Source organism: Brachybacterium paraconglomeratum, from assembly GCF_003994255.1.
Lineage (GTDB): Bacteria > Actinomycetota > Actinomycetes > Actinomycetales > Dermabacteraceae > Brachybacterium > Brachybacterium conglomeratum.
In genome coordinates this window covers 1-24,021 of sequence record NZ_ML133862.1, presented here as the reverse complement: position 1 = coordinate 24,021, position 24,021 = coordinate 1, and the positions used below count along the sequence as shown (strand labels likewise).

General features: G+C 70.0%; 19 protein-coding genes. 18 read left to right on the top strand and 1 reads right to left on the bottom strand.

Annotation, left to right across the window (positions count from 1 at the left end):
* Positions 1–39: 39 nt before the first annotated feature.
* From DS079_RS15295 to DS079_RS15210, 18 genes are all read left to right on the top strand, one after another.
* The gene (locus DS079_RS15295; RefSeq protein ID WP_164736282.1) at positions 40–1,053 is read left to right on the top strand and encodes a glycoside hydrolase family 43 protein; all 1,014 of its coding nucleotides are present in this window, start codon (positions 40–42) and stop codon (positions 1,051–1,053) included.
* Between the two features lie 134 nt (positions 1,054–1,187).
* Positions 1,188–2,117: a serine hydrolase domain-containing protein gene (locus DS079_RS15290; protein WP_126988664.1), complete on the top strand. Its 930-nt coding sequence runs from the start codon at positions 1,188–1,190 to the stop codon at positions 2,115–2,117.
* Positions 2,118–2,226: 109 nt separating this feature from the next.
* Complete coding sequence (locus tag DS079_RS15285) at positions 2,227–3,564, top strand: hemolysin family protein (RefSeq protein ID WP_126988663.1); 1,338 nt, start codon at positions 2,227–2,229, stop codon at positions 3,562–3,564.
* A gap of 191 nt (positions 3,565–3,755) precedes the next feature.
* Complete coding sequence (locus DS079_RS15280; protein WP_126988662.1) at positions 3,756–5,507, top strand: pyruvate dehydrogenase; 1,752 nt, start codon at positions 3,756–3,758, stop codon at positions 5,505–5,507.
* A 439-nt stretch (positions 5,508–5,946) separates the two neighbouring features.
* Positions 5,947–7,674 carry a tyrosine-protein kinase domain-containing protein gene (locus tag DS079_RS15275; RefSeq protein ID WP_126988661.1) on the top strand — a complete coding sequence of 576 codons (1,728 nt, stop codon included), beginning with the start codon at positions 5,947–5,949 and terminating at the stop codon, positions 7,672–7,674.
* Positions 7,671–8,648 (top strand): glycosyltransferase family 2 protein, encoded by a 978-nt coding sequence (locus DS079_RS15270; RefSeq protein ID WP_241237686.1) that lies wholly within the window; start codon positions 7,671–7,673, stop codon positions 8,646–8,648. Before DS079_RS15275 ends, DS079_RS15270 begins: the two co-directional genes overlap by 4 nt.
* The gene (locus DS079_RS15265; protein ID WP_126988660.1) at positions 8,645–9,673 is read left to right on the top strand and encodes a CgeB family protein; all 1,029 of its coding nucleotides are present in this window, start codon (positions 8,645–8,647) and stop codon (positions 9,671–9,673) included. Before DS079_RS15270 ends, DS079_RS15265 begins: the two co-directional genes overlap by 4 nt.
* A complete protein-coding gene (locus DS079_RS15260; protein WP_126988659.1) occupies positions 9,661–10,749 on the top strand; it encodes a hypothetical protein in 1,089 nt (362 codons plus the stop codon). Before DS079_RS15265 ends, DS079_RS15260 begins: the two co-directional genes overlap by 13 nt.
* The gene (locus DS079_RS15255) at positions 10,746–11,453 is read left to right on the top strand and encodes an acylneuraminate cytidylyltransferase family protein (protein WP_126988658.1); all 708 of its coding nucleotides are present in this window, start codon (positions 10,746–10,748) and stop codon (positions 11,451–11,453) included. Before DS079_RS15260 ends, DS079_RS15255 begins: the two co-directional genes overlap by 4 nt.
* Positions 11,450–13,699 carry an N-acetylneuraminate synthase family protein gene (locus DS079_RS15250; RefSeq protein WP_126988657.1) on the top strand — a complete coding sequence of 750 codons (2,250 nt, stop codon included), beginning with the start codon at positions 11,450–11,452 and terminating at the stop codon, positions 13,697–13,699. Before DS079_RS15255 ends, DS079_RS15250 begins: the two co-directional genes overlap by 4 nt.
* On the top strand, positions 13,690–14,691 hold the full coding sequence (locus DS079_RS15245) for an acyltransferase family protein (protein ID WP_126988656.1): 1,002 nt from the start codon (positions 13,690–13,692) through the stop codon (positions 14,689–14,691). Before DS079_RS15250 ends, DS079_RS15245 begins: the two co-directional genes overlap by 10 nt.
* Positions 14,688–15,791 carry a glycosyltransferase family 4 protein gene (locus DS079_RS15240; RefSeq protein WP_126988655.1) on the top strand — a complete coding sequence of 368 codons (1,104 nt, stop codon included), beginning with the start codon at positions 14,688–14,690 and terminating at the stop codon, positions 15,789–15,791. Before DS079_RS15245 ends, DS079_RS15240 begins: the two co-directional genes overlap by 4 nt.
* Positions 15,788–17,020 carry an ABC transporter permease gene (locus DS079_RS15235; protein ID WP_126988654.1) on the top strand — a complete coding sequence of 411 codons (1,233 nt, stop codon included), beginning with the start codon at positions 15,788–15,790 and terminating at the stop codon, positions 17,018–17,020. The genes DS079_RS15240 and DS079_RS15235 overlap by 4 nt, the downstream gene beginning before the upstream one ends.
* Positions 17,017–18,090: a glycosyltransferase family 4 protein gene (locus DS079_RS15230; RefSeq protein WP_126988653.1), complete on the top strand. Its 1,074-nt coding sequence runs from the start codon at positions 17,017–17,019 to the stop codon at positions 18,088–18,090. Before DS079_RS15235 ends, DS079_RS15230 begins: the two co-directional genes overlap by 4 nt.
* A gap of 52 nt (positions 18,091–18,142) precedes the next feature.
* Entirely contained in the window at positions 18,143–18,934 is a 792-nt protein-coding gene (locus tag DS079_RS15225; RefSeq protein ID WP_126988652.1) for a hypothetical protein, read from the top strand.
* Complete coding sequence (locus DS079_RS15220; RefSeq protein WP_126988651.1) at positions 18,928–19,875, top strand: glycosyltransferase family 2 protein; 948 nt, start codon at positions 18,928–18,930, stop codon at positions 19,873–19,875. The genes DS079_RS15225 and DS079_RS15220 overlap by 7 nt, the downstream gene beginning before the upstream one ends.
* Positions 19,875–21,014, top strand: a complete 1,140-nt coding sequence (locus tag DS079_RS15215) for a glycosyltransferase (RefSeq protein WP_126988650.1) — start codon at positions 19,875–19,877, stop codon at positions 21,012–21,014. Before DS079_RS15220 ends, DS079_RS15215 begins: the two co-directional genes overlap by 1 nt.
* Positions 21,011–22,879, top strand: coding sequence for an ABC transporter ATP-binding protein (locus DS079_RS15210; RefSeq protein ID WP_126988649.1), 1,869 nt, complete (start codon positions 21,011–21,013; stop codon positions 22,877–22,879). The genes DS079_RS15215 and DS079_RS15210 overlap by 4 nt, the downstream gene beginning before the upstream one ends.
* Here DS079_RS15210 and DS079_RS15205 read toward each other — a convergent pair.
* The gene (locus DS079_RS15205; protein WP_126988648.1) at positions 22,873–23,799 is read right to left on the bottom strand and encodes a capsular polysaccharide synthesis protein; all 927 of its coding nucleotides are present in this window, start codon (positions 23,797–23,799) and stop codon (positions 22,873–22,875) included. The two genes, DS079_RS15210 and DS079_RS15205, sit on opposite strands and share 7 nt — an antisense overlap.
* Positions 23,800–24,021: the final 222 nt, after the last annotated feature.

The window sequence follows — 24,021 nt, the reverse complement described above, 5'->3', positions numbered from 1 at the left end:
GCATCGAGGCCGGGCCGGACCCCACGAAGGATGCCGACGATGACTCCTCCCGCCCGCCCCTCCCGCCGCACCCTGCTCGTCACCGGTTCGCTCACCGCGTTCGCCGGGACCGGGATGTCCGCGGCCCAGGCCTCGTCCGGGTTCACCAACCCGGTCATCACCACCAATCAGCCGGACCCCGGGATTCTCCGCACCCCCGAGGGGTACTACCTCTACTCCACCGCCGGCGCCGACGGGAACATGCCCGTGCTGCGCTCACCGGACCTGGTCACCTGGCGACGGGTCGGGGACGGCCAACCCGTCATCGCCGCCTGGGCGAACAGCGGCCGCCACTGGGCGCCCGAGGTGATCGAGGTGGACGGGTGCTTCCACGCCTACTACACGGCCTGGGAGCGTGCCACCGACCGCCAGTCGATCGGCGTCGCGGTCGCCGACAGCCCCGGCGGCCCCTTCGTCGACGACATGGACGCGCCGCTGCTGTCCACTCCCGAGGAGGGCGGGTGCATCGACGCCTCCCCGTTCCGCGACGAGGACGGCACCCTGTGGCTGCTGTGGAAGAACGACGGCAACGCCGCCGATCAGGACTCGTTCCTCTTCGCCCAGCGCATGGCGCCCGACGGACTCTCTCTCATCGGGGAGCGCACCCGCATCCTCGAGCGCGACCAGGCCTGGGAGATCTATACGATCGAGGGACCGGCGGTGATCGTCGAGGGCGGCCGCTACTACCTCTTCTACTCCGCCGGCGAGTACTGGAACGAGACCTACGGCGTCGGCGTCGCGGTGGCCGACCGGATCGAGGGGCCGTGGACGAAGCTGTCCGAGGAGCCCGTGCTGTCCGCCAACGAGGTGGCGGCGGGACCCGGGCACGGCATGCCGGTGCGCACCTCGGACGGGATCTGGTACGTCTACCACGCCTGGCGGCCGGACCGGATCGGCGAGGACCCGGGCCGTCAGACGTGGCTCTCGAAGGTGCACATCGACGGCGGAACCGTGAGCATGGATCCTCCCGCGCACCAGAACCCGACGCGCCCGCGGACGATCTACCGCAGTTAACCTCCGGCGAGGCCGCTCACCGCCGCCGGGCTCCGGGGCCGGCCCGCGCATGTCCGACCCGTCGGCCCATATGTCCACCGGCCCACCCGTTCTTCGGCCCACCTGTCCGTCGGCCCACCCGCTACGGTCGAGCCATGAGCACCGCCGCCGTCACCCCCGCCGACCCCTACCTCCTGCTGCCGCTGCGCCAGCGGGTCCTGGAGCAGCGGCTCGGCGTGCGCGCCCTGCACCTGCACCGCACGGGCCATCCCGAGCTCTCCCACCGCTTCGTCGAGGACACCGCCGAGAACATCTACTCGGTCTCCAAGACCGTCACCGCCCTCGCCGTCGGGATCGCGCAGGCCGAGGGGCTGTTGCAGGTCGAGGACCTGCTCGTCGACCACCTGTCCGCCCCGACCGGAGGGTACGGGCAGGGTGTGGACGAGGTGCGGCTGCGGCACCTGCTGACCATGACCTCCGGTTCCCCGGTGCTCGGCTTCCTCGACGCCGAGCGCGAGCACGAGGACCTCACCGCCCACCTGCTCGCCACCGACCTCACCGCCGCGCCGGGGGAGCGGTTCGAGTACTCCAACGGCTCGATCTTCCTGCTCGCCCGCGTGATCGAGGAGCGCACCGGGCAGACCCTGCGCGATTGGCTGATGCCGCGCCTGTTCGCACCGCTCGGGATCCTGAACCCGCAGTGGTTCACCACCCGTGACGGCCGCACGTGGGGCGCGACCGGCCTGCACCTGAAAAGCGGTCAGCTCGCCCGCCTCGGCCGCCTCCTCCTGGACCGCGGCGCCCACGAGGGCACCCAGCTCGTCCCCGCCGACTGGATCGACGCCCTCCACGCCGAGGGCACCTGGGTCACGACCGGCGACCCCGAGCCGGAGGCCGCCCGTTACGGCTTCGGGGTCTGGGACTGCACGGTCGACGGGGCCTGGCGGGCCGACGGTGCCTACGGCCAGTTCCTGCTGGTCCTGCCCGCGCAGCAGGCCGTGCTCACCGTGACCTCGCACCTCGAGGGCCGCGCCGGCGCCGAGATCCTCCGCGCCGTGTGGGAGGAGCTGCTGCCCCTGCTGTGAACCGTCCGGCGTCGCCGTCCGGTGCGTGCCGCGAGGGCCGACCCTGCCGCGACCAGCTCGGCCCGTTGCCTGAGCCGCGCCCCTGGCACGCACCGGTAGGTTTGTCCCCATGGATCCCTCTGTACTGGTGAACATCGGCCTCGTTCTGCTCTTCGTGCTGATCGGCGGCGTGTTCGCGGGCACCGAGATGGCGATCGTGAATCTCCGCGAGTCGCAGATCGACCAGCTCGAGGAGTCCGGGCCCCGCGGCGCGAAGACCGCGACGATGGTCCGCGACCCCAACCAGTTCCTCTCCGCCGTGCAGATCGGCGTGACCGTCGCCGGGTTCTTCTCCTCCGCCTACGGCGCCTCCACGATCGCGCCGTCGCTCGTGCCGGTGCTGACGGGGCTGGGCCTGCCGGAGGCCACCGCCGGGACCGCCGCGCTGATCGGGATGACGCTGATCATCGCCTACCTCTCCCTCGTGCTCGGCGAGCTCGTCCCCAAGCGCCTGGCCATGCAGAACGCGCTGGGCATGACGCGGGTCGTCGGCCCGCCGCTGCACCTGTTCGGTCAGCTGATGCGCCCGGTGATCTGGCTGCTGTCGGCCTCCACGAACCTCATCGTGCGCCTGCTGGGCGGCGACCCGAACGCGAACCGCGAGGCGGTCTCCGCCGAGGAGATCAAGGCGATGGTCCGCGACTCCGACGCGCTGGACCAGGCCGAGTCGCGGGTGCTGGCCGACGTGTTCGACGCCTCCGAGCGCACCGTCGTCGAGGTCATGCAGCCCCGTCACCAGGTCCACTTCCTCGACGGGCGCCAGAGCGTCGAGGAGAGCCGACAGGAGATCCGCGACACCGGTTTCTCCCGCTATCCCGTCACGGGCGACGACGTCGACGACGTGCTCGGCTTCGTGCACGTGCGCGACATGCTCCTGGTCGAGGACCCGGTCCGCACCCGCATGTCGGAGCTGGTGCGCCCCATCGAGCACATCCCCGGCACCGTCCAGGTGCTCTCGGCGCTGAACCGGATGCGCGCCCACGCCGACCAGATCGCCGTGGTCGTGGACGAGTACGGCGGCACCGACGGGATCGTCACCCTCGAGGACCTGCTCGAGGAGCTCGTGGGCGAGATCTACGACGAGTTCGATGCGGACACCTGGCCCGCTCCCGGCGGCCTGGACAGCATCCTCGCGGCGGACGGCACCTTCGAGGGCGGCCTGATCCTGCAGGAGTTCGAGGCCGCGACCGACATCCCCCTGCCGGACACCGGCGGCTACGAGACCGTCGGCGGCTTCCTCATGGCGCAGCTGGGTCGCATCCCCGAGGCCGGGGACACGGTCGCGGTCGACGGCGGCACCCTCGAGGTCGCCGAGGTCGACGAGCGCCGGGTGAAGACGGTGCGCTTCATCCCGGGGACGCCCGCCGAGGGCGAGGAGCAGGCCGACGAGGAGACTCCCTCCGTCTGAGGGGGCGGGGCCCGCCCCCGCCGCGCCTCGCCTCCGCTGCCGCCCGCGACCGATCCGTCGCCGAGCCGATCGGTCGGGGCTCGGCCCTACCACCGGAGCGTCTCGCGAGTAGGCTCGAGGAGCATGCACGCCGCCCGGGAGCCGTGCTCCCCGGCGCCGCGCCCACGGACCGCCACCCAGGGAGGAACCCCATGGCCCGCACCAGCTTCGCCCATCTCCTCGTCACCCAGCTCCGCGACCTCGGCGTGGAGCGCATCTACGGGGTGGTCGGCGACTCGCTGAACCCCGTCGTCGACGCCGTCCGCACCACCGAGGGCATCGAGTGGGTGCATGTGCGCAACGAGGAGGCCGGCGCCTTCGCCGCCGGAGCCGAGGCCCGACTGACCGGGAAGCTCGCCGTGTGCGCCGGCTCCTGCGGCCCGGGCAACACCCATATGATCCAGGGGCTGTACGACGCGCACCGCGACAACGCGCCGGTCCTCGCGATCGCCTCCCACATCCCCTCGGAGAAGATCGGCACCGGCTTCTTCCAGGAGACCCATCCGGAGCGGCTGTTCCAGGAGTGCTCCCACTTCTGCGAGATGGTCAACTCCGGCCCCCACGGCGCGACGATGCTGCACATCGCGATCCAGACCGCGATCGCGAAGAGCGGCGTCTCCGTGCTGGTGCTGCCCGGCGACGTCGCCGACCAGGAGGTCGACGCCCCGCTCACCCGGGATCTCGCCACCGAGCTCGGCGCGGTCCAGCCGGCCGCAGGCCCCGTCGGCCGCCTCGCCGAGCTGATCGACGAGGCGGACACCGTGATGCTGTTCGCCGGCGCCGGGGTGCGCGGCGCCCGCGAGGAGGTGCTCGCGCTCGCCGAGCGGGTCAAGGCGCCGATCGGCCACGCCTTCGGAGGCAAGGAGTGGATGCAGTACGACAACCCCTTCGACGTGGGCATGAGCGGCCTTCTCGGCTATGGCGCCTGCTACGACGCGATGCACGAGGCGGACCTCGTGATCCTGCTGGGCACCGACTTCCCCTACAGCGAGTTCCTGCCGCGCGAGAACGGCAAGCGGGCGCCGCGGATCGTGCAGATCGACGCCGACGCGTCCCGGCTGGGCCGTCGCGTGGGCCTCGACCTCGCCGTGCACGGCGACGTCGCGCTCACCCTCCAGGCGGTGCTGCCGCTGCTGACGTCCACCAAGGGGCACCGCTACCTGCACCGCCAGCTGAAGGCGCACCACAAGGCGCTCTCCGGTGTGGTCGCCGCGTACACGAAGAACGTCGAGCGGATGACGCCCATCCACCCCGAGTTCGTCGCCGCGACGCTCGACGAGCTCGCCGACGACGACGCGGTGTTCACCGTGGACACCGGCATGTGCAACGTCTGGGGCGCCCGCTACATCACCCCCAACGGGAAGCGGCGCGTGTTCGGCTCCTGGCACCACGGCACCATGGCCAACGCGCTGCCGCAGGCGATCGGCGCCTCGAAGGCGTTCCCCGGCCGGCAGGTGATCTCGATGAGCGGCGACGGCGGGCTCGGCATGCTGATGGGGGAGCTGCTGACCGTGAAGCTGCATGAGTTGGACACGAAGATCCTCGTGTTCAACAACTCCAGTCTCGGCATGGTCAAGCTCGAGATGCTGGTCGAGGGCCTGCCCGATCACGGCACCGATCACGAGGCCGTGGACTACGCCGCGATCGCCGAGGGCGTGGGCATCGGCGCGGTGCGCATCACGGATCCGAAGAAGCTGAAGAAGCAGCTCGCCGCCGCGCTCGCGACCCCCGGCCCGGTGCTCATCGACGTGGTCACCGATCCCGACGCCCTCTCCATGCCTCCGAAGATCACCGCGCAGCAGATCCGCGGCTTCGCCACCGCCTCGACGAAGATCGTGCTCGGCGGCGGCGTGGGGAGGATGGTCGACATGGCCGCGAGCAACCTGCGCAACATGCCGCGGTGACGGCGGCTCTCCCGCCGCGCTCGGACCGGAGCGGGCGCCTGCTCCACGCCGGGTCGCCGGCATCGTGCGCCCTTCGAGGGCAGCACCAGGGCGGCGAGCATCAGCAGCGCCGTCATGGAGGAATCATCTCGCCGTGAGACCTGGAACACGATAAGCGGCATGCCGGGCATTCGATCCAAAGCGATCAGATCGGACGGATCGGTCGTCCGCGTCGACGGCGCGAAGACATCCCGAGATGCCGCAGTGCATGCCTGACCTGGCACGAGGTGGCCCCGGCCGCTCGACCGGTGCTGGTTCGGCGACCGGCAGGTGAACACCGGCGCAGGGTCCGGCGAAGCGCCGGTTCGTGACGTGGTCGTGATGACATTCCGGTCGGTTGTGCACCGGTTTCACCTAATATGACCAGGCCCCCTCGAATGACCTCAGAAGAAGAGTTCCGGTGACGATCGAAGACTTCCTCAGGCTGCTGCTGCGCAACCTCCTGCTCCTCGTCGCCGGCCTCGTGCTCGGCGCCGCCGCCGGCTACGGGCTCTCCTTCACGCAGAGCACCACCTACTCCGCGAGCGCGCTCGGCTACGTCTCCGCCAGCGCGCAGTCCGACGAGAACGGCGACCCGATCCAGCAGGCCAGTGGGAACATGGCCTTCCAGTACCAGAAGGCGCAGTCCTACCTGCCGCTGTTCAACACCCGCGCGGTGGGCCAGCGGATCGTGGACGAGCTGGGCCTCGAGGCGAGCCCCGACGCGGTCGCCGGCTCCCTGCAGACCACCCTGGACCCCAACGCCCCGATCATCACCGTCGAGGCCGTCGCGCCCACCGCGGAGGAGGCCTCCGCGATCGCGAACGCCGCCGTCGAAGCGACCGCCGCCGAGGCCCGCGAGCTCGAGACCGGCGGGAACGAGAACGCCGCCGTCGGCGTGCAGCTGACCAACTACCAGAACGCCGTCGTGCCCGGCGCCCCCGTCTCCCCGGACCGCGAGAAGTTCCTGCTCGCCGGCGCCGCCTTCGGTCTGCTGGTCGCGCTGGGCCTCGCCTGGCTGCGGGACCGCAACGACAGCCGCCTGCGCACCGCCGACGACGTCACCGATGTGGTGGGCCTGCCCACTCTCGGTGCGCTCCCGGACGCGAAGGAGCTCGCCCGCGGCAAGGACGGCGTGCTGCCCGAGCCCGCGTCCTTCCCGAGCAGGGAGGCGCTGCGCAAGCTGCGCACGAATCTGCGCTACATCGACGTGGACAACCCGCCCCGCTCGATCGTGGTGACCTCCTCCGCTCCCGGTGAGGGCAAGTCCACCGTCGCGGCGAACCTCGCCCGCGTCATGGCCCGCGCCGGCCAGCCCACGCTGCTGGTCGATGCGGACCTGCGCCGCCCGATGATCGCCCAGCAGTTCTCCGTGGACGGCGAGGTGGGCCTGTCCCAGCTGCTCGCCGCCTCGGTGAGCCTCGAGGACGTCGCCGAGCCGACGACCGTCCCGCTGCTGACCCTGCTCCCGGCCGGGCAGATCCCGCCGAACCCCTCCGAGCTGCTCGGCTCGCGCCGCATGCAGGAGCTGATCGAGGAGCTCTCGCGGCAGTACTTCGTGATCATCGATGCGCCGCCGGTGCTCGCGGTCACCGATGCGCAGCTGCTCACCCGCCACTCCGACGGCGCGATCCTCGTGGCCGTCCCCGGCCAGACCCGCACCGCCGCGATGCAGAAGGCGGTCGAGGCGATCCGCGCCGTGAACGGCACCGCCTACGGCGCGGTGCTCAACCGCGCTTCGACCGGCCGACTGAACCGCCTCGCCTACGGCGACGCCGTCTACGGCTACAGCGCCTACGGCAAGTACGGCTACGGCGCGCTCGGCGGCTACGACGAGTCTGCCGTGGTGCCGGACTCCGAAGAGGTCGACGTCGAGCAGGCCGGCGGTCCCGCCGAGCCCGGCCCGGTCTCCGCGCCCGCCGCAGCCGTCGCGGCCCCGGACGCCCCGCGACCCGCGGACACGGAGGCTCCGCGACGTGCCGCGCAGGCTTCGCCGCGCCCCGAGGCGCAGCCCGTCGCTCACCCCGCCCGTGCGGCCGACGAGTCGGCGCCGGTCGAGCACGACGAGAACGAGCCCGAGGGGGACTCCGCGCCCGCTGCGCGCACCTCGCCGCGCGGTCGCCGCGCCGCCTCCACCTGGGGCCGATGATGAGCCTCCGCGGGCTCGGGGCGATCATCCCCGTCCACGGGGAGCTCGCTGCCGTGCTGCCCCTGCTCGAGTCGCTGTGCGGCGAGGCCGTGCCCGCCGCGCAGCGCCCCGCCCGTGTGGTCCTGGTCGACGACGCGAGCCCCGTCCCCGTCGCCGCCGGCGAGCTGCCGGCCGGGGTCGAGCTGGTGCGCCGGCCCGCCAACGGCGGCTTCGGCGCCGCCGTGAACACCGGACTGGACGCGCTCGCCGCGCCGGTCGCTGCGGCCGACGCCGCGGGCGGGCCCGCGATCGAGCACGCCCTCGTGCTGAACTCCGACCTGCAGATCCCGCCGGGCTTCTGCGCCGCGCTGCTCGAGCACGCCCTGCCCTGGATGCCCGCCGTGGTGGGATGCCGGAACGTCGGCGAGGACGGCGGCTCCGGCTACGCCGCGAGGTACTTCCCCACGATCTCCCACCAGGTGGTGGAGTGGCTGGTGCCGCTCGCCTCCCAGCGCCACCGCGACGTGCTGCACCGCGCCGTCGGCCACGACGTCGATGCCGAGCGCGGCAGCGGGATGGTGCCGGTGGACTGGGTCTCCGGGGCGGTGCTGCTGCTGCCGCTCGCGGAGGTGCGGAAGGCCGGCGGCTTCGACGAGGGGTACTTCATGTACACCGAGGAGGTGGACCTCCAGCTGCGGCTGCGCCGCGCCGGGATCCCCGCCCTGCTCGATGCGGACCTCGAGGTGCGCCACGTGGGCGGCGGCTCCTCCGGCGGGGAGGCCCGCCGGCGTCGCTGGCTCGTCGGCGCCCGCATGCGCTACGCCCGCAAGCACGGCAACGTGCACCTGCTTCGCGGCGCGATGACGCTGGCGACCGGCGCGAACCTGCTGTGGAACAGCGGGCGCCGCGCCGCCGGACGGGACGTGGCCCCGCTGGCCGTGGCCCGCGAGGAACTCGACCTGATCCACCGCGCCGGAAGGACCCTCCCGCGATGAGCCCCGCCCCCTCCGCCCCGGAGCGGCTTCTGCTGATCTCCCCGGCCTTCCACGGCTACTGGCGCAGCATCGGCGACGCCCTCGCCCGCCGCGGCTACGAGGTCCACACCGCCCGCTACGACGCCTACGACACCGTCGGCGACAAGCTGCGGCTCAAGGCGACCGTCGAGCTGCCCGACCGCCTCCACCTGCCCGGCGACCGCCGCACCGCCGAGCGCGCCCGCCTCACCGACTGCGTGATCACGCGGATGCGGGAGGTGCGCCCGCACCGCGTCGTCGTCATCAAGGGCGACGGCCTGGATCAGCGGTTCTGGGACGCGCTGGGGGACACCCCGCGGATCCTGTGGCTCTACGACGACCTCCACCGCCACGACTACACCGACGAGTTCCTGCGCCAGGTCGGGCCCGTGGTGGACTATGCCCGCTCCGAGACGGACATGCTCCGCGCCCGCGGCGTCGATGCGCACTTCGTGCCCAACGCCTTCGACCCGCACCGCAGCGAGCCCACCAGCCGACGCACCGACGAGATCGTGTTCATCGGGTCCGGCTACGCCAACCGCAAGGAGCTGCTCACACACCTCGCCGAGCACGACCTGCCCGTGCACGCCTGGGGCCGGGACTTCTCCCGCCACCCGTTCGACCGCGCCCGCACCTTCTCCTGGTCCCGGCCCCCGATCGCCGCCTCCCGCGAGGTGCCGCTCGAGCGCGCCTACCAGATCCACGCCGAGGGCGCGGCGGCCGTCGCGATCCACGGCCTGCAGAACGGGCACGCGATGCGCACCTTCGAGATCCCCGGCATGGGCGGGGTGCAGCTCGTGGACCGCGACGACGTGGACCAGTTCTACGAGGTCGGCACCGAGGTCGCCGTGTGGCACGATCGCGAGGAGCTCCTCGATCTCGCGCGGCGCGCCCTGCAGGACCGGGCCTGGGGGGAGAGGATGCGAGAAGCCGGCAGGCGCCGCACCCTCGCCGAGCACACCTTCGATCATCGCCTCGAGGAGGTCGATTCGCTGTGGCAGGACTGATCCACCCCAGCTCCCTGGAGCGCTGGCAGGAATGGCAGAGCACACGGAACCGCGCCCGACAGGTGAAGCACGCCGTCACCAGTGCGGTGCGCTCGCGTCGCGGCACGCAGCAGATGCCCGGCCTGATGCTCCACTCCCGCGAGGGAGAGGGGGACACCCGCCTGCTGATCGGGCTGGACTCCGCCTCCCCGACCTCCCGCGCGAGCCTGCTGACCTCCCTGCCCTACCTGCGCATCGGCGTGGACGTGCTCAGCCCCGCCGGCCTCGACCTGCCCGAGCTCGCCGGCGACGAGTGGACCCATCAGCGGATCGAGCCCGCCACCACCGAGGACGAGCAGCGCCGCCGCCTCGCCGTCGTGCTGGACAGGCGCGGGATCGGCGCAGTGCTCACCCTCGGCCAGCACCTCGCCGCGGGCCGCGCCGCCCACGAGTGGGCGCTCGCCACCGACACCGCCTCCGCCGTGGTCCAGCACGGTGCCCTGACTCCCTACGCCCCGCCGCTGCCGCCCCGCACCACGCTGCTGGCCTGGAGCGACGCCGACGCGGAGTTCTACCGCTCCGGCCGCGACGACGTGGAGGTGCGCACCGTCGGCTCCCAGCTGCTGTGGCAGGCCGGCAAGGAGAGCGAGGGCGAGGTCGACGTGACCGGGCAGAAGCCCGTGTTCCTCGGCCAGATGCACGGCGCCGAGCTGCCACGCCGCCTCACCGCCGGGATCGCGATGTCCTTCTGCCGCGCCGAGGGCGCGCTGTACCGCCCGCACCCCTCCGAGGTGGACGTCCTCTCCCGTGCCGCGCACAAGCTGATGACGCGCCGCGGCGTCGAGTTCCAGGACACCTCGATCCCGCTGCACGAGGTGGGCGCCCCGGTGGTCGGGATCTTCTCCACCGGCGTGCTCGAGGCCGCCGCCCGCGGGATCCCCTCCTGGGTCGCCGGCGAGAAGGTGCCCGCCTGGGTGCGCGAGTTCTGGGACCGCTACGACATGCGCCGCTGGGGCGGGGAGCCCACCCCCGCACTCCCCACCGGGGCCGACGAGCCCTCCCGCCTCATCGCCCAGATCCTCGAGGGCGCCGGATGACGGCACTGGTCGTGATCCCCGCGCGGGGCGGCTCCAAGGGCATCCCGCGCAAGAACCTGCTGAGCGTGGGCGGGCGGCCGCTGATCGCCTGGACGATCGCGCAGGCCCTCGAGGCGCAGCAGGACGATGACGTGATCGTCGCCGTCTCCACGGAGGACGCGGAGATCGCGGAGGCCGCCGCCGCGCACGGCGCCCGCGTGATCCAGCGCCCCGCCGAGCTCGCGACCGACGACGCCCCCACCGAGCCGACGGTCCTGCACGCCATGGACGTGGTCGAGGCCGAGGGCACGGCGCTGGACGCCGTGGTGCTGCTGCAGGCCACCTCGCCCGTGCGCCGCCCGGACACGATCCGCCGGGCGCTCGCCATGTTCCGCGAGAAGGGCGTCGATGCGCTGGTGGGCGTGGTGCCGGAGTCGCCGTTCTTCTGGCGCCTTCCGGAGTCGCCCGGGCAGAGCGCCCGCGCCGCCTACGACGTGGACGCCCGGCCCCGCCGCCAGGAGCTGACCGCGCAGCAGATGCACTACTTCGAGAACGGCAGCCTCTACGTCACGGCGCCGCACATCTACCGCACCAAGAACAACCGCATCGGCGGGCGCACGGATCTGTTCGTGCTGGACGAGGTGGAGGGTGTGGACATCGACACCCTCACCGACGTCGCCGCCGCCGAGAGCATGCTCGCCCGACTCGGATGGAGGACCTCGTGATCCTGGACCGCACCACCGCCCCCTACACGGTCGACGTCACCGCGACCGTGCTCGAGGCGCTGCGGCGCATCAGCGCGAACAAGGCCCGGGTCGCGTTCGTTCTGGACGAGCACGGCACCGTGCGCGGCACCCTGAGCGACGGCGACATCCGCCGCTGGCTCGTGGAGCACACCGCCCCCGACCTCGACGCCCCCGCGGTCGATGCCGCGAACCCGCGCTTCGTCTCGGTCCTCGAGGGCACCCCGGTCGCCGACATCGTCCCGCTGTTCCGCGACGGCGTGGACCGCATCCCCGTGCTCGACGAGCGCGGCCGCCTCGTCGCCGTCGCCACCCCCGGCGCGCGCACCCTCACCATCGGCCGCCGCACCGTGGGCGAGGACCATCCCGCGCTGATCATCGGCGAGATCGGCAACAACCACCAGGGCGACGTCGAGCTCGCCAAGACCCTCGTGGACCACTGCGTGGCGGCCGGTGTGGACGTGGTGAAGTTCCAGCTGCGCGACATGGCGGCGCTGTACCGCTCCGGCGGCGCCGCGAGCGCCGGCGAGGACCTCGGCCCGCAGTACACGATGAACCTGCTGGCCAAGTACTCCCTGTCCGTCGAGGACATGTACCGCGTGTTCGACCACTGCGCCGCGCGCGAGGTCGACGTGATCTGCACGCCCTGGGACCTTCCCTCGGCCGATGCCCTGCAGCGCTACGGCGTGCCCGGCTACAAGATCGCCTCCGCGGATCTCACCAACCACGACCTGCTCGCGCATGTCGCCGGCTTCGGCGCCCCGATGATCGTCTCGACCGGCATGAGCACCGAGCAGGAGATCACCGGCGCGGTCGAGGTGCTGCGCGGCCAGGGCGCTCCGTTCGCGCTGCTGCAGACCCAGTCGACCTATCCCGCGCCCTACAAGGACGTGAACCTGCGGTACATGGACCGCCTCGCCGAGCTGGGCGACGGCCTGGTGGGCTACTCCGGGCACGAGCGCGGCTGGCACGTGCCGGTCGCGGCCGTGGCCCGCGGCGCGCACATCATCGAGAAGCACGTCACCGTGGACAAGACCCTCGAGGGCAACGACCACAAGGTCTCCCTGCTGCCCGACGAGCTGGGGCAGATGGTCCGCCAGATCCGCGACGTCGAGGAGGCGCTGGGCACCGACGGCCCGCGAGAGCTCTCCACCGGCGAGCTGATGAACCGCGTGAACCTCGCCAAGTCGCTGGTCGCCGCACGCGACCTGCGCTCCGGCGACGTGGTCACCGCCGCGGACGTGGACGTCAAGAGCCCCGGCCGCGGCCTGCAGCCCAACCAGCGCGAGGCGCTGCTGGGCACCACCCTGCACCGCGACGTGCCCGCCGGGGACTTCTTCTACCCCGGCGACCTCGCGGGTCGGCCCCAGCAGCGCAGCGGCTACAGCTTCCGCCGCCCCTGGGGGCTGCCGGTGCGCTTCCACGACTTCCGCGCCCTGCTGGAGGTCTCCGAGCCGGACTTCCTCGAGTTCCACCAGAGCGCGAAGGACATGGACCTCGATCTCTCCGAGTTCTTCGCCCCGGGGGAGAAGCTCGAGCAGTTCTTCACCGTGCACGCCCCGGACCTGTACCCGGGCGACTTCCTGATCGACCTCGCCTCCCCGGACGAGGCGATCTGGGAGCGGTCGATCCACGAGGTGCAGCGCGTGGTGGACCTGACGCGCGACCTGCGCGAGCACTTCACCTGTGAGCAGGACCCGATCGTGGTGGTGACCATGGGCGGCTTCCTCCCGGACCGTCACCTGCGGCCCGAGGAGCGCTACCCGCTGTACGAGCGGGTGCAGCAGGGCCTGGAGCGGGTGGACGAGGCCGGGGTGCGCCTGACCGCGCAGACCCTTCCGCCGTTCCCGTGGCTGATGGGCGGCCAGCAGCACCACAACCTGTTCATGGAGCCCGAGGACACGGTGTGGTTCTGCGAGACCTACGGCCGCCGCCTCACCTTCGACGTGTCCCACTCGAAGCTCGCCGCGAACTTCTACCAGCGCCCCTTCAGCGAGTACATCGACCTGATGGGCCCGCACACCGAGCACCTGCACATCGTGGACTCGGTGGGCGTGGACGGCGAGGGCGTGCAGGTGGGCGAGGGCGAGGTCGACTTCAAGGACCTCGCCGAGCGCATGGACCGTCTCGCCCCCGACGCGCCGTTCATCCCCGAGATCTGGATGGGGCACGTCAACACCGGAGAGGGCTTCTTCGTGGCCCTGGATCGGCTGCAGGAATGGTTCTGACCGAGACGCCGCCCACAGGGCGGATGGAGTGGATGGATCTGCTGCGCGGCGTCGCGGTGCTCCTCGTGGTCGCCTGGCATGCGGTGTCGATCCCGGAGCAGTTCGGCGGCAACGAGACCAGCGACGCCCTCGAGTCGTTCAACGCGGCGGTGGCCCCGTTCCGCATCCCGACGCTGCTCGTGCTCTCCGGGCTGCTCCTCGAACGTTCGCTGAGCAAGGGGCCGCGGCGATACGTCGTGGGCAAGCTCCGCCACATCGTGTGGCCGTATGCCCTGTGGTTCGTGCTGATCATGGGATCGATCGACTCCCTGGTGACCCTCACCAACCCGACGAACTGGCTCGCGGGCGGGATCCTCTGGTACCTGGCGGTGCTGATCGTCTGCTACGCCGTGGCGATGCTGAGGCCCAGGTGGCTCCCGTGGGAGCTCTTCGTGCTGGCACCCCTCGTGCTGTTGTGGATCCTCGAGCCGGAGTCGGGCGTCCCGCAGCGGCTCCTGTGGTTCGGAGCCTTCTTCTTCCTCGGCGCCGCGCTGAAGCCGCATCTGGACTCCCTGCAGCGCCGTCTGCCGGGGTGGGGCGGAGCGCTGCTCGGCCTCGTCGTCGTGGCCGGCGGCGTCGCCGCGGCCGAGAGGCTCGTCATCTCCCAGAAGCCCGCGTACTTCCTGGTCTCCGTGCTCGGGATCCTGTTCGCGCTGTGGCTGGCGCCGCGCATCCCGAGCTCCCCGGTGACGCGGCTCTTGCAGTGGTACGGACGGAACTCGATCGTGGTGTACGTCGGGCATGCACTCGCGGTCTATCTGACCTACCGCGTGCTCGCCGCGATCGGGGCGGGGGAGTCGGGGATCGTGGTCCCCGTGCTGGCGATCGCCGGCGTCGGCGTCCCGACCCTGCTGATCCTGGCTCGCCCCCGGCTCGACTGGCTCTTCGTGTTCCCCGAGCTGCGAGTGCCCACGAACCACGCCCCGCGCCATCTCGCGGAGGCGCGGTCGTGACCGTAGAGACGGCAGGGAGCCGTGACCGGATCGCGCTGTGGTGCGTGCCCGTCGCCGACCTCGGCGGCGTGGCCCGCCACGTGCTCGACGCCGCCCGCGCCGGGATCCCCGGCTGGCGGGTGGTGGTGCTGTGCCCCGAGGGACCGCTCGCCGAGGCGCTGCGCGGCATGGGCGCGCCCGTGGTGACCGGGCCGGTCTCCCCGGCCGACGGCACCGCCGCCGCGGTGCGCACGATCCGCCGCACCCTGCAGCGCCTGCGCCCCGACCTCCTGCACACCCACCTCGCCTTCGCGGACCTCGCCGGGGTCGCGGCGGCGACCGGGCTGCGCTCCGGCCGCGGTGAGCGGATCCACCTGGTCTCCACCGAGCACGGGATCTCCGGGGTGCGCGGCTACTACCAGTCCGGCGACCTGCAGGCCCGGGTGAAGGCCGGCGCGCATCGCGCCCGCCTGCTGCGCACCGACCGGGTGATCGCCGTCAGCGACTCCACCGCCGCGCAGGTCGCGGCGCAGTGGGGGAGCGGGCAGAAGCTCACCGTGATCCGCAACGGCGTCGACGCCCCGCAGCCCGCTCCGCAGCCCCGCGAGGGTCTGCGCGTGCTGTCCCTCGCGCGCCTCGCCCCGGAGAAGAACATCGACCAGCTGATGCAGGCCTTCGCCCACGTCGCCCGCGAGCACCCCGAGGCTCGGCTCACGATCGCCGGCCGCGGTCTGGAGGAGGGCGCGCTGCGCACCCTCGCCTACTCCCTCCACCTCGAGGACCGGATCGACTTCCCCGGCCATGTGGATGCGGGCGAGGCGCTGCGCTCCCACGACGTGGTCGTGCAGCTCTCCGCGTGGGAGAACCTCTCCTACACGCTGCTGGACGCCGTGGCCCACGGCCTCGGCGTGGTCGCCACCGACGTGGGCGGCAACGGCGAGATCGTGCCCGAGCGGTGCCTGGTCACGGCCGAGGAGGCGCGCTCGCCGGAGGCCGTGGCCGCTCGGATCATCGAGCAGGGGAGCGACCTTGCGGCGCGACCTGGGCCTGCGGCGCACGCACTCACCGTTGCGGGGATGACCGCGGCGATCGCGGACGTGTACCGGGAGGTGGCCGCATGAGCCCCCGCACCGCCTCGCAGGATGCGCGGATCGACCGTACCGCCACCGCGCTCGGCTCCCGCCTGCGCGCCGAGACCACGGGCGTGCTGTCCGCTGTCGGGAAGCTGCGCATCCCGGAGTTCGTGCTGTTCTTCGGCCTGATCTTCGAGGGATCGATGTTCGGCTTGCCGATCCCGTTCAACCAGGTGGTTGTCGTCGGGATCATCCTGCTCGCGATCATCCGCCGACCGCAGGTGGAGCTCGGCCGGCTTCAGCTGCTGGTGCCGCTGCTGGTGGTCGGATTGTTCTACATCGGGATGATCTCGATGTTCGCGGATCCCTCTGAGTTCGCGTTCGACTGGAAGCGACGGCTGATCAGGCTGGCTCTGACGGCGGTCCTGCTCATGGTCCTCGCCTCGGGCCGCATCGACTTCCGTTCCGGTCTGGCAGGTCTCGGCGTGGGGATGCTGTTCAACGCATTCGCGTTCTACGGCGGGTTTGCGCCGGACAACTACGGGGGATACCTCTCGGGCTTCTTCGAGGACAAGAACGTGGCGGGCATGGCCTATGCCGTCTTCGGGGTGCTGATGCTCGCTGTGGTGGAGCGTCGCTGGGCGAGGGTGCTGCTGGTCCTCCTCATCGGAGTCCTCGTCTGGGAGACGGGCTCTCGCACGTCGATCGCCGCTCTCGCGGCGGGGGTGGGATGGATCGTCCTGGCGCCGAAGCTGTCGGTCCTCGGGCGGTGGCTGCTGGGGATCGTGATCGTGATCGGCGTGTCCCAGGTCGCGGAAGATTACTCCCAGATCGGGGTCTTCTCGGATCGAGAGGGATCGGATCTGCTGCGCAGTCGGATCGACGCGGCCTCCGAGGTCAAGGTGCACGACGCCGGCTTCTTCGGCTCGGGGCTCGGCGAGGCCTACGTGGTGTTCGACGATGACCCGGGCAAGGTCTGGCTGTTCCACAACTCGTACTGGACGGCACTGGTCGAGGGCGGGTGGCCGTGGCTGCTCATCGTTCTCGGAGTGACCGTGGTGTTCGCCCTGCGCCCGTTTACTCGCGAGCTGAGCCGTCAGGAGATCGTCGCCCAGGCCGCGACCGTGACCACGCTGATCTGCGCCTGGCGCCTCGGCGAGGTGCTGTTCACCCTCCAGTGGGCCCTCGTCATCGCCATCGCGCTCTATGCGCATGCGCGGGCACGGCAAACGGCGACGCCAGGCGGACCCTCCTCTGCCGAGGTGGGAGCTCGGTGAGCACTCCGACGATCGCGATCGCCACGAACAACGGCGACATGGGCGGCGGCGAGGTCATGTTGCTCAACATCGCGACAGCCCTGCGGTCGATGGACATCGACGTGACCGTGCTGGCGCCGACCACGCCGGGCGAGCTGCTCGAAGAGGCCCGTGCACGCGGCTTCGACGTGGTGCCACTGAAGGCATCGACCCGCCTCGGGTACATGCGTGCGCTCGCCGCCTGGCGCCTGCGGAACCGCGCGGTCCCGCTGTGGTGCAACGGGCTGGTGCCGACTGCCGCGACCACCGGGATGGGGCCGCGGATCGCGCACCTCCACATCCTCCCCACCGGGGTCAATGCGCTGGCGGCGCGGATCGGTCGTCTCGGCGCTGCACGGGTCCTGGTCCCCTCGCACTTCATGGCCTCTCGGATCCGCGGTACTCACGTGCTGGAGAACTGGACCGAGGACATCGCCTTCCGGGACATGGCGTCCCGGCCGGAGGGGCCGTTGCGCGTGGGGTTCCTCGGGCGCCTCACGAAGGACAAGGGCGTGCATGTGCTCGCACGCGCGATGATCGAGGTGATCGCACGGTCGGAGCGCGAGGTGCGCCTGGTTCTCGCCGGCGAGAACCGCTTCGGCGACTCGGCCGACGATCGCGAGATCCAAGCCGCCCTCGAGCCGCTCACCGGATCCGTGGACCATCTGGGCTGGGTGCGCCGAGAAGCGTTCTTCGACCAGGTGGACCTGGCAGTGTTCCCCTCCGTCTGGGAGGAGCCGTTCGGACTCGTCGCTGCCGAGGCGATGGCGCGAGGGGTGCCGTTCGTTATCTCGGATGCTGGCGCACTTCCAGAAGTGGCGGGTGAGCACTTCCCGTGGATTGCTCGACGCGGGAACGCCGCAGACCTCACCGACATCATCCGCGAGGCACTCGTTTCTCTGAGCACGTCCGGGCGAACTCTCGAGAACAGCCGCGCACGCTGGGAGACGCGCTACTCCCCGCGGGCAGGATCCCGCAGAGTTGCCGAGCTGCTCGGGTCGATGGGAGGACGGTTCGACGTACCGACTGCAGGGGGAGGACGAAATGCGTGATCAGAGAGTCTGCCTGGTCTCAGGAGGCGATGAGGTTCGGCTCCGCTCCTATGTGAACCACCAGATCTACGCCCAGGAGCATGGGCTGGACTACCGCCTGGAGATAGGCCTGGGCGAGGGGGTGACGAACAAGTTCTTCTACAAGACGACGATCCTCCGCAGGATCCTCCCAAGATATGACTGGATCGCATGGATCGATGATGACGCGTTCTTCACCGACTTCGCTCGTGACACGATCGGCGAGCTGGTCGAAGCTGCCGAGTCCGAGGGCAAGTTCCTCGTCGTCGCTGAAGGGCCGAAGGAACCCAACGGCTTCTGGTCACGCATCAATACCGGGGTGATCCTCCTCAAGAACGACATCCGAGGGGAGCAGCTGCTGGACCGCATGTGGAGCGCCGACCTCGGTGCTGTCAGGGCATGGTGGGATGACACGCGAGACGGGGTCTTCACCGGCGGCGACCAGGACCAGATGTGGTGGGTGCTGCAGGAGACTGGCCTCATCTCGGACACAACTGTCGTCGGCCATCGAGAGCTGAACTCTCGCGGTCATTATTACGAGAGCTCGTTGAGCGATGCGGCCGTCATGCATTTCTGCGGGCATCGGGACAAGCCTCTTGGCATCGCCAGATTCGCTGAACGATTCGGCGTGGGGCACGAACTGGTGCCGGAAGACCTGCTGGACAAGTACAGCGTCACCGTCAGGTCCCCGATGAGCGGTGTTGAGCGGTCTGGCAGGGCGTTGCGCCAGGAAGCGATCGGCCGGGCCAAGCCCTATTTGAAGCCGCTGGTCGTCCGCTGGCGCAACTGCTCACGCGGGCGTGCGGGAACGGGGGAGGCATGGTGACGCAGAAGCCGGAGGTTGACGCGACCATCATCGTCCCGTCCTATCGAGGCGTGGATCGACTTCCGCAGCTGCTGGACAGCCTGGCCGACCAGCAGGACGGCACGCCGTCCTTCGAGGTCATCGTCGTCGTGGACGGCGCCGACGACGGCTCGGTGGCGCTCCTCGAGAACGAGACCCGGCTCGACCTGCGCAGCATCGTCTTCCCGGAGAATCGTGGACGGGTCGCCGCGCTGAATGCAGGTTTCGAGGCGGCCCGTGGTGACGTGCTGATCCGTTGCGATGACGACCTCGTCCCTGGACCCGATTACGTCTCTGCGCACGTGAACGCGCACCGAGGCAGCTCGGGCGGCGTGATCGGGCTATACCTCAACGAGTACTCGACCACCCCCTACGCCGAGGTGTACGGCAGGGACGCTGACGAGAGGTTCCGACGCGACGCATACAGCGCCGCACCGTCGGTCGTTTGGCGCTACTGGGCAGGGAACTGCTCGATCACCCGCGAGGTGTGGGAGTCCGTCGGCCCGTACGACCCCGAATACCGACTGTATGGATGGGAGGACGTGGACTACGGCTACCGCATCATCGCCGCCGGCTTCGAGGTCCGCCTTGCGCCCGAGCTCGAGACCCCGCATCGGGTCGCAGCCGTCACCACCGCGATTCGCGCCCGGCGTGCGTTCCACTCGGGTGCTGCTCGCCGGCTGTTCGAGCGGAAGCACCCGCAGGCAGGGCTTCCGAGCGCGGTCCCCGGATGGAGCCTCTGGAACGCACTCGTCCGCGGGCTCTCCCGAGTCCCGCTGAATCCCGCCCGCCTCGCAGGCGTCGTGGACGCCCTGCTGCGGTTCCTGCCGCGTGGAGTCGGACGCAAGCTCGTCGCCCTCAGCGTGGAATCCTCTGCTCTCGGTGGATACCGGAGCCCGCACACGGCGAAGGAGAACTTCTGATGCCTCCGAAGATCGCGATCGCCCATGACTACCTCACCCAACGCGGGGGCGCAGAGCGGGTGGTGCTCTCCCTCGCCAAGGCGTTCCCCGAAGCGGAGATCCACACGCTGTTCTACGAGCCGGAGCAGACCTACCCGGAGTTCCGGGAGATGCGGATCCACACCAGCGGCCTGAACCGTGTCGGCACATTCCGGCGGGACCCGCGGATCGCTCTGCCCCTTCTCGCTCCCGCGTCGTCGAGGATGAGGATCGATGCGGATGTCGTGATCGCGTCCTCGTCCGGCTGGGCGCACGCCTACCCGACCACGGGACGGAAGATCGTGTACTGCCATTCGCCGGCCCGCTGGCTCTACCTTCCCGAGGACTACCTCGGCGAGGCCGGCCCGTTCGATCCGAAGCGGTTGGCGCTCAAGGTGCTCACCCCGTTCCTCACCCGCTGGGACCAGCGCGCCGCACGGACGGCGGACCAGTACCTTGCGAACTCGTCCGTCGTGCGTGAACGGATCCACCGTGTCTACGGGCTCGACGCCCCTGCGCTGTTCCCTCCGTTCAGCCCCGCCGTCGCCGAAGGCGAGCAGGAGCCGATCGGCGGGCTCGCCGGTTGGGCCGGAGAGGACGGGACCGAAGGCGGCCACTACCTCGTGGTCTCGAGGCTCCAGCCGTACAAGCACGTCGGCGCCGTGATCGAGGCATTAGCCGGGATGCCGGAGCGGCGCCTGCTCGTGATCGGCCGGGGGCCCGAGAAGCAGCGTCTGCTGGACATCGCTCCCGAGAACGTGCGATTGGTCGAGGGGCTCTCCGACGCGCAGATGCGATGGGCATACGGCCATGCCACGGCGCTGATCACCGCGAGCCATGAGGACTTCGGCCTGACCCCGCTTGAGGCGGGAGCACATGGGGTCCCGACCATCGCACTGCGCGCGGGCGGGTACCTCGATACGGTGCAGGACGGTGTGAATGGAACGTTCTTCGACTCGCCGGAGCCCACCTCGATTCGCCGCGCTATCGAGCAACATTCCCAGGCCGTCCACCTGAACGCCCACACAATCCGGATGAACGCGGAGAAGTTCTCCGAAGCACACTTCCATGCCGAGCTGCGCGCGAACATCGACGACGTCAGAAGGAGCACCACCCCGTGACCGTTCAGCAGGGCCCCGAGGAGCCCGAGGTGAGAGACGAGAAACGGGCCGGAACACTCCGTCTCCTGCTGCGGCTGCTCGATCGACCGACACGGTGGCGGCTCGTGATCGCGGCGGTGCTCTCGGGCGCCCTGGCCCTCGTGGAGACAGTCGCAATCGTGACGGTGCTCCCGCTGGTCCAGATCGCCACCGGGGCGCCGCTCGATGACGGGGCGACCGGAATGGTGTGGAATTTGCTGGGCCAGCCGGGACGGGGTACTTTCGGCATGGTCCTCGTCGGCGTCGTCGTGGGGCTCTTCATCCTGAAAGACGTCTTGGCGATGGCCTTCGTCTGGTGGCAGTCCGGGTTCGTGATGGACAAGCGGGTCGAGATGTCCACCAAGCTCTTCCAGGGGTTCCTTCACGAACCGATGGCAGAGTTTCGTCGGCGCAACATCGGTGAAGCCATCCGCACCATGAACGCTGCGGTCGGGCAGGTGTTCAACACCGTGAGCTCCACGATCACGATCGTCTCGTCCGGGCTCACCGTCACCGCGATCCTGGTCGCTCTGCTGGTGACCACCCCAGTGCAGGCGATGCTCGCCCTGATCTACTTCGGCATCGCTGCTCTTGCCTATCTTCGAGTCGTCCGCCCGAGGATCGCGCAGGTCGGCGACGACATCATGGAGGGCTCGAAGGTCGCTACGATCGCAGGCCTCCAGGGGTTGCAGGGATTCAAGGAGGTCAAGGTCCGCGGATCCGCACACTTCTTCGTCGGGCGTTTCACGAAGGGCCTCCTGCTGAACGAGCGAGCTGCACGTGAAGGCAACTTCTTCAGCTCGATCACCAAGTATCTCCTCGAGATCCTGTTCATCCTCGGGGTCGGAGCCCTCCTCGCGGTCAGCTTCCTCTCCGGAGCCGAGAGCCAGGCCGTGGGATCATTGGCACTCTTCGTCGCGGCCGGCTTCCGGCTCCTCCCGAACATCTCCTCCCTTGTGGGTGCGGTGAACGGGTTCCGTATTGGGCGGGCGTCCGTCCTCCTGGTCGAGGAAGAGCTTCGCGATGCCAGTGAGCGTGCGGGAACGCCTGCATCAGGCGGTCGCATCCCGATGACGCTCTCGAGATCGCTTCGGATCGAAGACGTGCACTACCGATACCCAGGAGCCGAGCACAAAGTGCTGCGGGGCATCGACCTCGACATTCCTGCGGGAAGCTCCGTCGCCTTAGTCGGCTCGTCCGGGGCAGGGAAGACGACTCTCGTGGACCTGGTGCTCGGCCTGCTGAGCCCGACAAGCGGGAGTGTGAAGTCCGACGGCAAGGACATCGCCGAGGGGATCGACAGTTGGCAGCGCATCTGCGGTGTCGTCGCCCAGGATGTCTTCATCGCCGAGGACACCGTGCGGAAGAACATCCTCTTCGATGTGCCGGTCGAGGAAGCCGACGAGCAGCGTCTGCGGCAGGCCGTCAAGATGGCGCAGCTCGAGGACGTCGTCGAGTCGCTACCCGGCGGCCTGGATGGCGACGTCGGGGACTGGGGGAGTCGACTCTCCGGTGGCCAGCGGCAGAGACTGGGTATCGCGCGCGCCCTCTACCGCTCCCCGCAGCTTCTCGTGCTCGATGAAGCAACCTCTGCTCTCGACAACGAGACTGAGCGTAGGGTCACCGAGACCGTCAACGCGCTGCACGGCGACATGACGGTCATCGTCGTCGCGCACCGGCTCTCGACGGTCAAGAACGTGGATACCGTCGTCTACATGGAGGACGGCCGGGTCTCCGGGATGGGGTCGTTCGACGAGCTCAGGCAGAACAATGCTGGCTTCGCTCACCTCGTCCAGCTCGGTGACCTCTCTGCGTCGAACAAGGATGGTTCCGCTGAGGGTCAGTAGTACTCAGCCGAGAAATCGAACGTGATGCTGGGCAATGTCTCGATGTGGGCCGCGTGCTTGAGGCACAGCGGGGCGAGGACCTCTGCGAGAAGGGCGTGCCAGGGGACCGGATAGTTCTCCTCGATCCCCCGAGGGGTCTTCGCAGGATATTCCTCGAGCAGATCAGCGAAGTAGTCCAGGCGACGCTCGACCTCTCGAAACCACTCCACTACCAATGGAGTGTCAGGTCTGCATGCGAGCAACGCCTGTTGAAGGATACGGTCGAAGTAGACACGTTCGTCCCTTCCGAGCGGTCCGAATGGGTTGCTCGCCAGGTTGTCGGGTCCGATCTCCTGGGCACCGGCTGCCCAGAGTGAGTTGTCGGAAGTGAGGCGCAGGAGCAAGTCCCGCGGCTGTCCGATGACCGGCTTCAGGTCCATATAGATTCCGCCATGGTGCCGTAGGAGGTAGGCGCGCAGGTAGTCGGAACGGTGCACAAGGCTGAGGTGCTCGTACGCCTGGTGCAGCGGATGCCCTGGCAGCACGTAATCGTCGATCGTGCGCGGCGTCACCAGGTGTACTGGAATTCCGTCGGCTATCTCTCTGAGCTGGGTGAGTGCACGAGTGCGATTCTCCGACATCGGATTGCCGCCGGTCCAGGCCACGAAGATCTGCGCAGGAACTTCTGCCGGCGAATGTTGATGTGTCGCTGCTGAGGGGTGCAGGAGATGGTCCACGCCGAAGGTCGAGGCTCGAGGTGCATGGAGTGTTCGCCCGGGGTCCAGATAGAGCTTGTGGCGTTCTGCATCGTAGCTGTAGCTGTCCCGCCTGTGCAGGGTGCGTTCGGTAGCGAATGCCACCCGACGTGAAGTCTGACGCCAGCGTGTGCGGTAGTGCCTGAGCCTGCCGGCGATGCGCTGGCTTAGGGACCGGGAGGTCATGGGCTGTTTCCTTCTGAGGTGCACCGAGAGCGGTGTGGGGGATCACTTATTTGTGAAGCCGCTTTACGTGCTGCTTCTACGTCATTCCACTTAAGTGGCTCTTCGCATCTGAGGGTGTAGGTGCGGGTCACGGGGTGGGCGCGTCGGTGCCGGGATAGACGTCGAGGTCTCCCGATGATGGAAGTTCTGACGCTCGCCATCTGGAAGACCTCGACGTGCCCC

Bases quoted from the DNA above. Each gene is read 5' to 3' on its own strand.
- DS079_RS15205 (WP_126988648.1), bottom strand. From the start codon at position 23,799: ATGACCTCCCGGTCCCTAAGCCAGCGCATCGCCGGCAGGCTCAGGCAC.
- DS079_RS15290 (WP_126988664.1), top strand. From the start codon at position 1,188: ATGAGCACCGCCGCCGTCACCCCCGCCGACCCCTACCTCCTGCTGCCG.
- DS079_RS15285 (WP_126988663.1), top strand. From the start codon at position 2,227: ATGGATCCCTCTGTACTGGTGAACATCGGCCTCGTTCTGCTCTTCGTG.
- DS079_RS15280 (WP_126988662.1), top strand. From the start codon at position 3,756: ATGGCCCGCACCAGCTTCGCCCATCTCCTCGTCACCCAGCTCCGCGAC.
- DS079_RS15295 (WP_164736282.1), top strand. From the start codon at position 40: ATGACTCCTCCCGCCCGCCCCTCCCGCCGCACCCTGCTCGTCACCGGT.
- DS079_RS15220 (WP_126988651.1), top strand. From the start codon at position 18,928: ATGGTGACGCAGAAGCCGGAGGTTGACGCGACCATCATCGTCCCGTCC.
- DS079_RS15265 (WP_126988660.1), top strand. From the start codon at position 8,645: ATGAGCCCCGCCCCCTCCGCCCCGGAGCGGCTTCTGCTGATCTCCCCG.
- DS079_RS15235 (WP_126988654.1), top strand. From the start codon at position 15,788: ATGAGCCCCCGCACCGCCTCGCAGGATGCGCGGATCGACCGTACCGCC.
- DS079_RS15245 (WP_126988656.1), top strand. From the start codon at position 13,690: ATGGTTCTGACCGAGACGCCGCCCACAGGGCGGATGGAGTGGATGGAT.
- DS079_RS15215 (WP_126988650.1), top strand. From the start codon at position 19,875: ATGCCTCCGAAGATCGCGATCGCCCATGACTACCTCACCCAACGCGGG.
- DS079_RS15255 (WP_126988658.1), top strand. From the start codon at position 10,746: ATGACGGCACTGGTCGTGATCCCCGCGCGGGGCGGCTCCAAGGGCATC.
- DS079_RS15270 (WP_241237686.1), top strand. From the start codon at position 7,671: ATGATGAGCCTCCGCGGGCTCGGGGCGATCATCCCCGTCCACGGGGAG.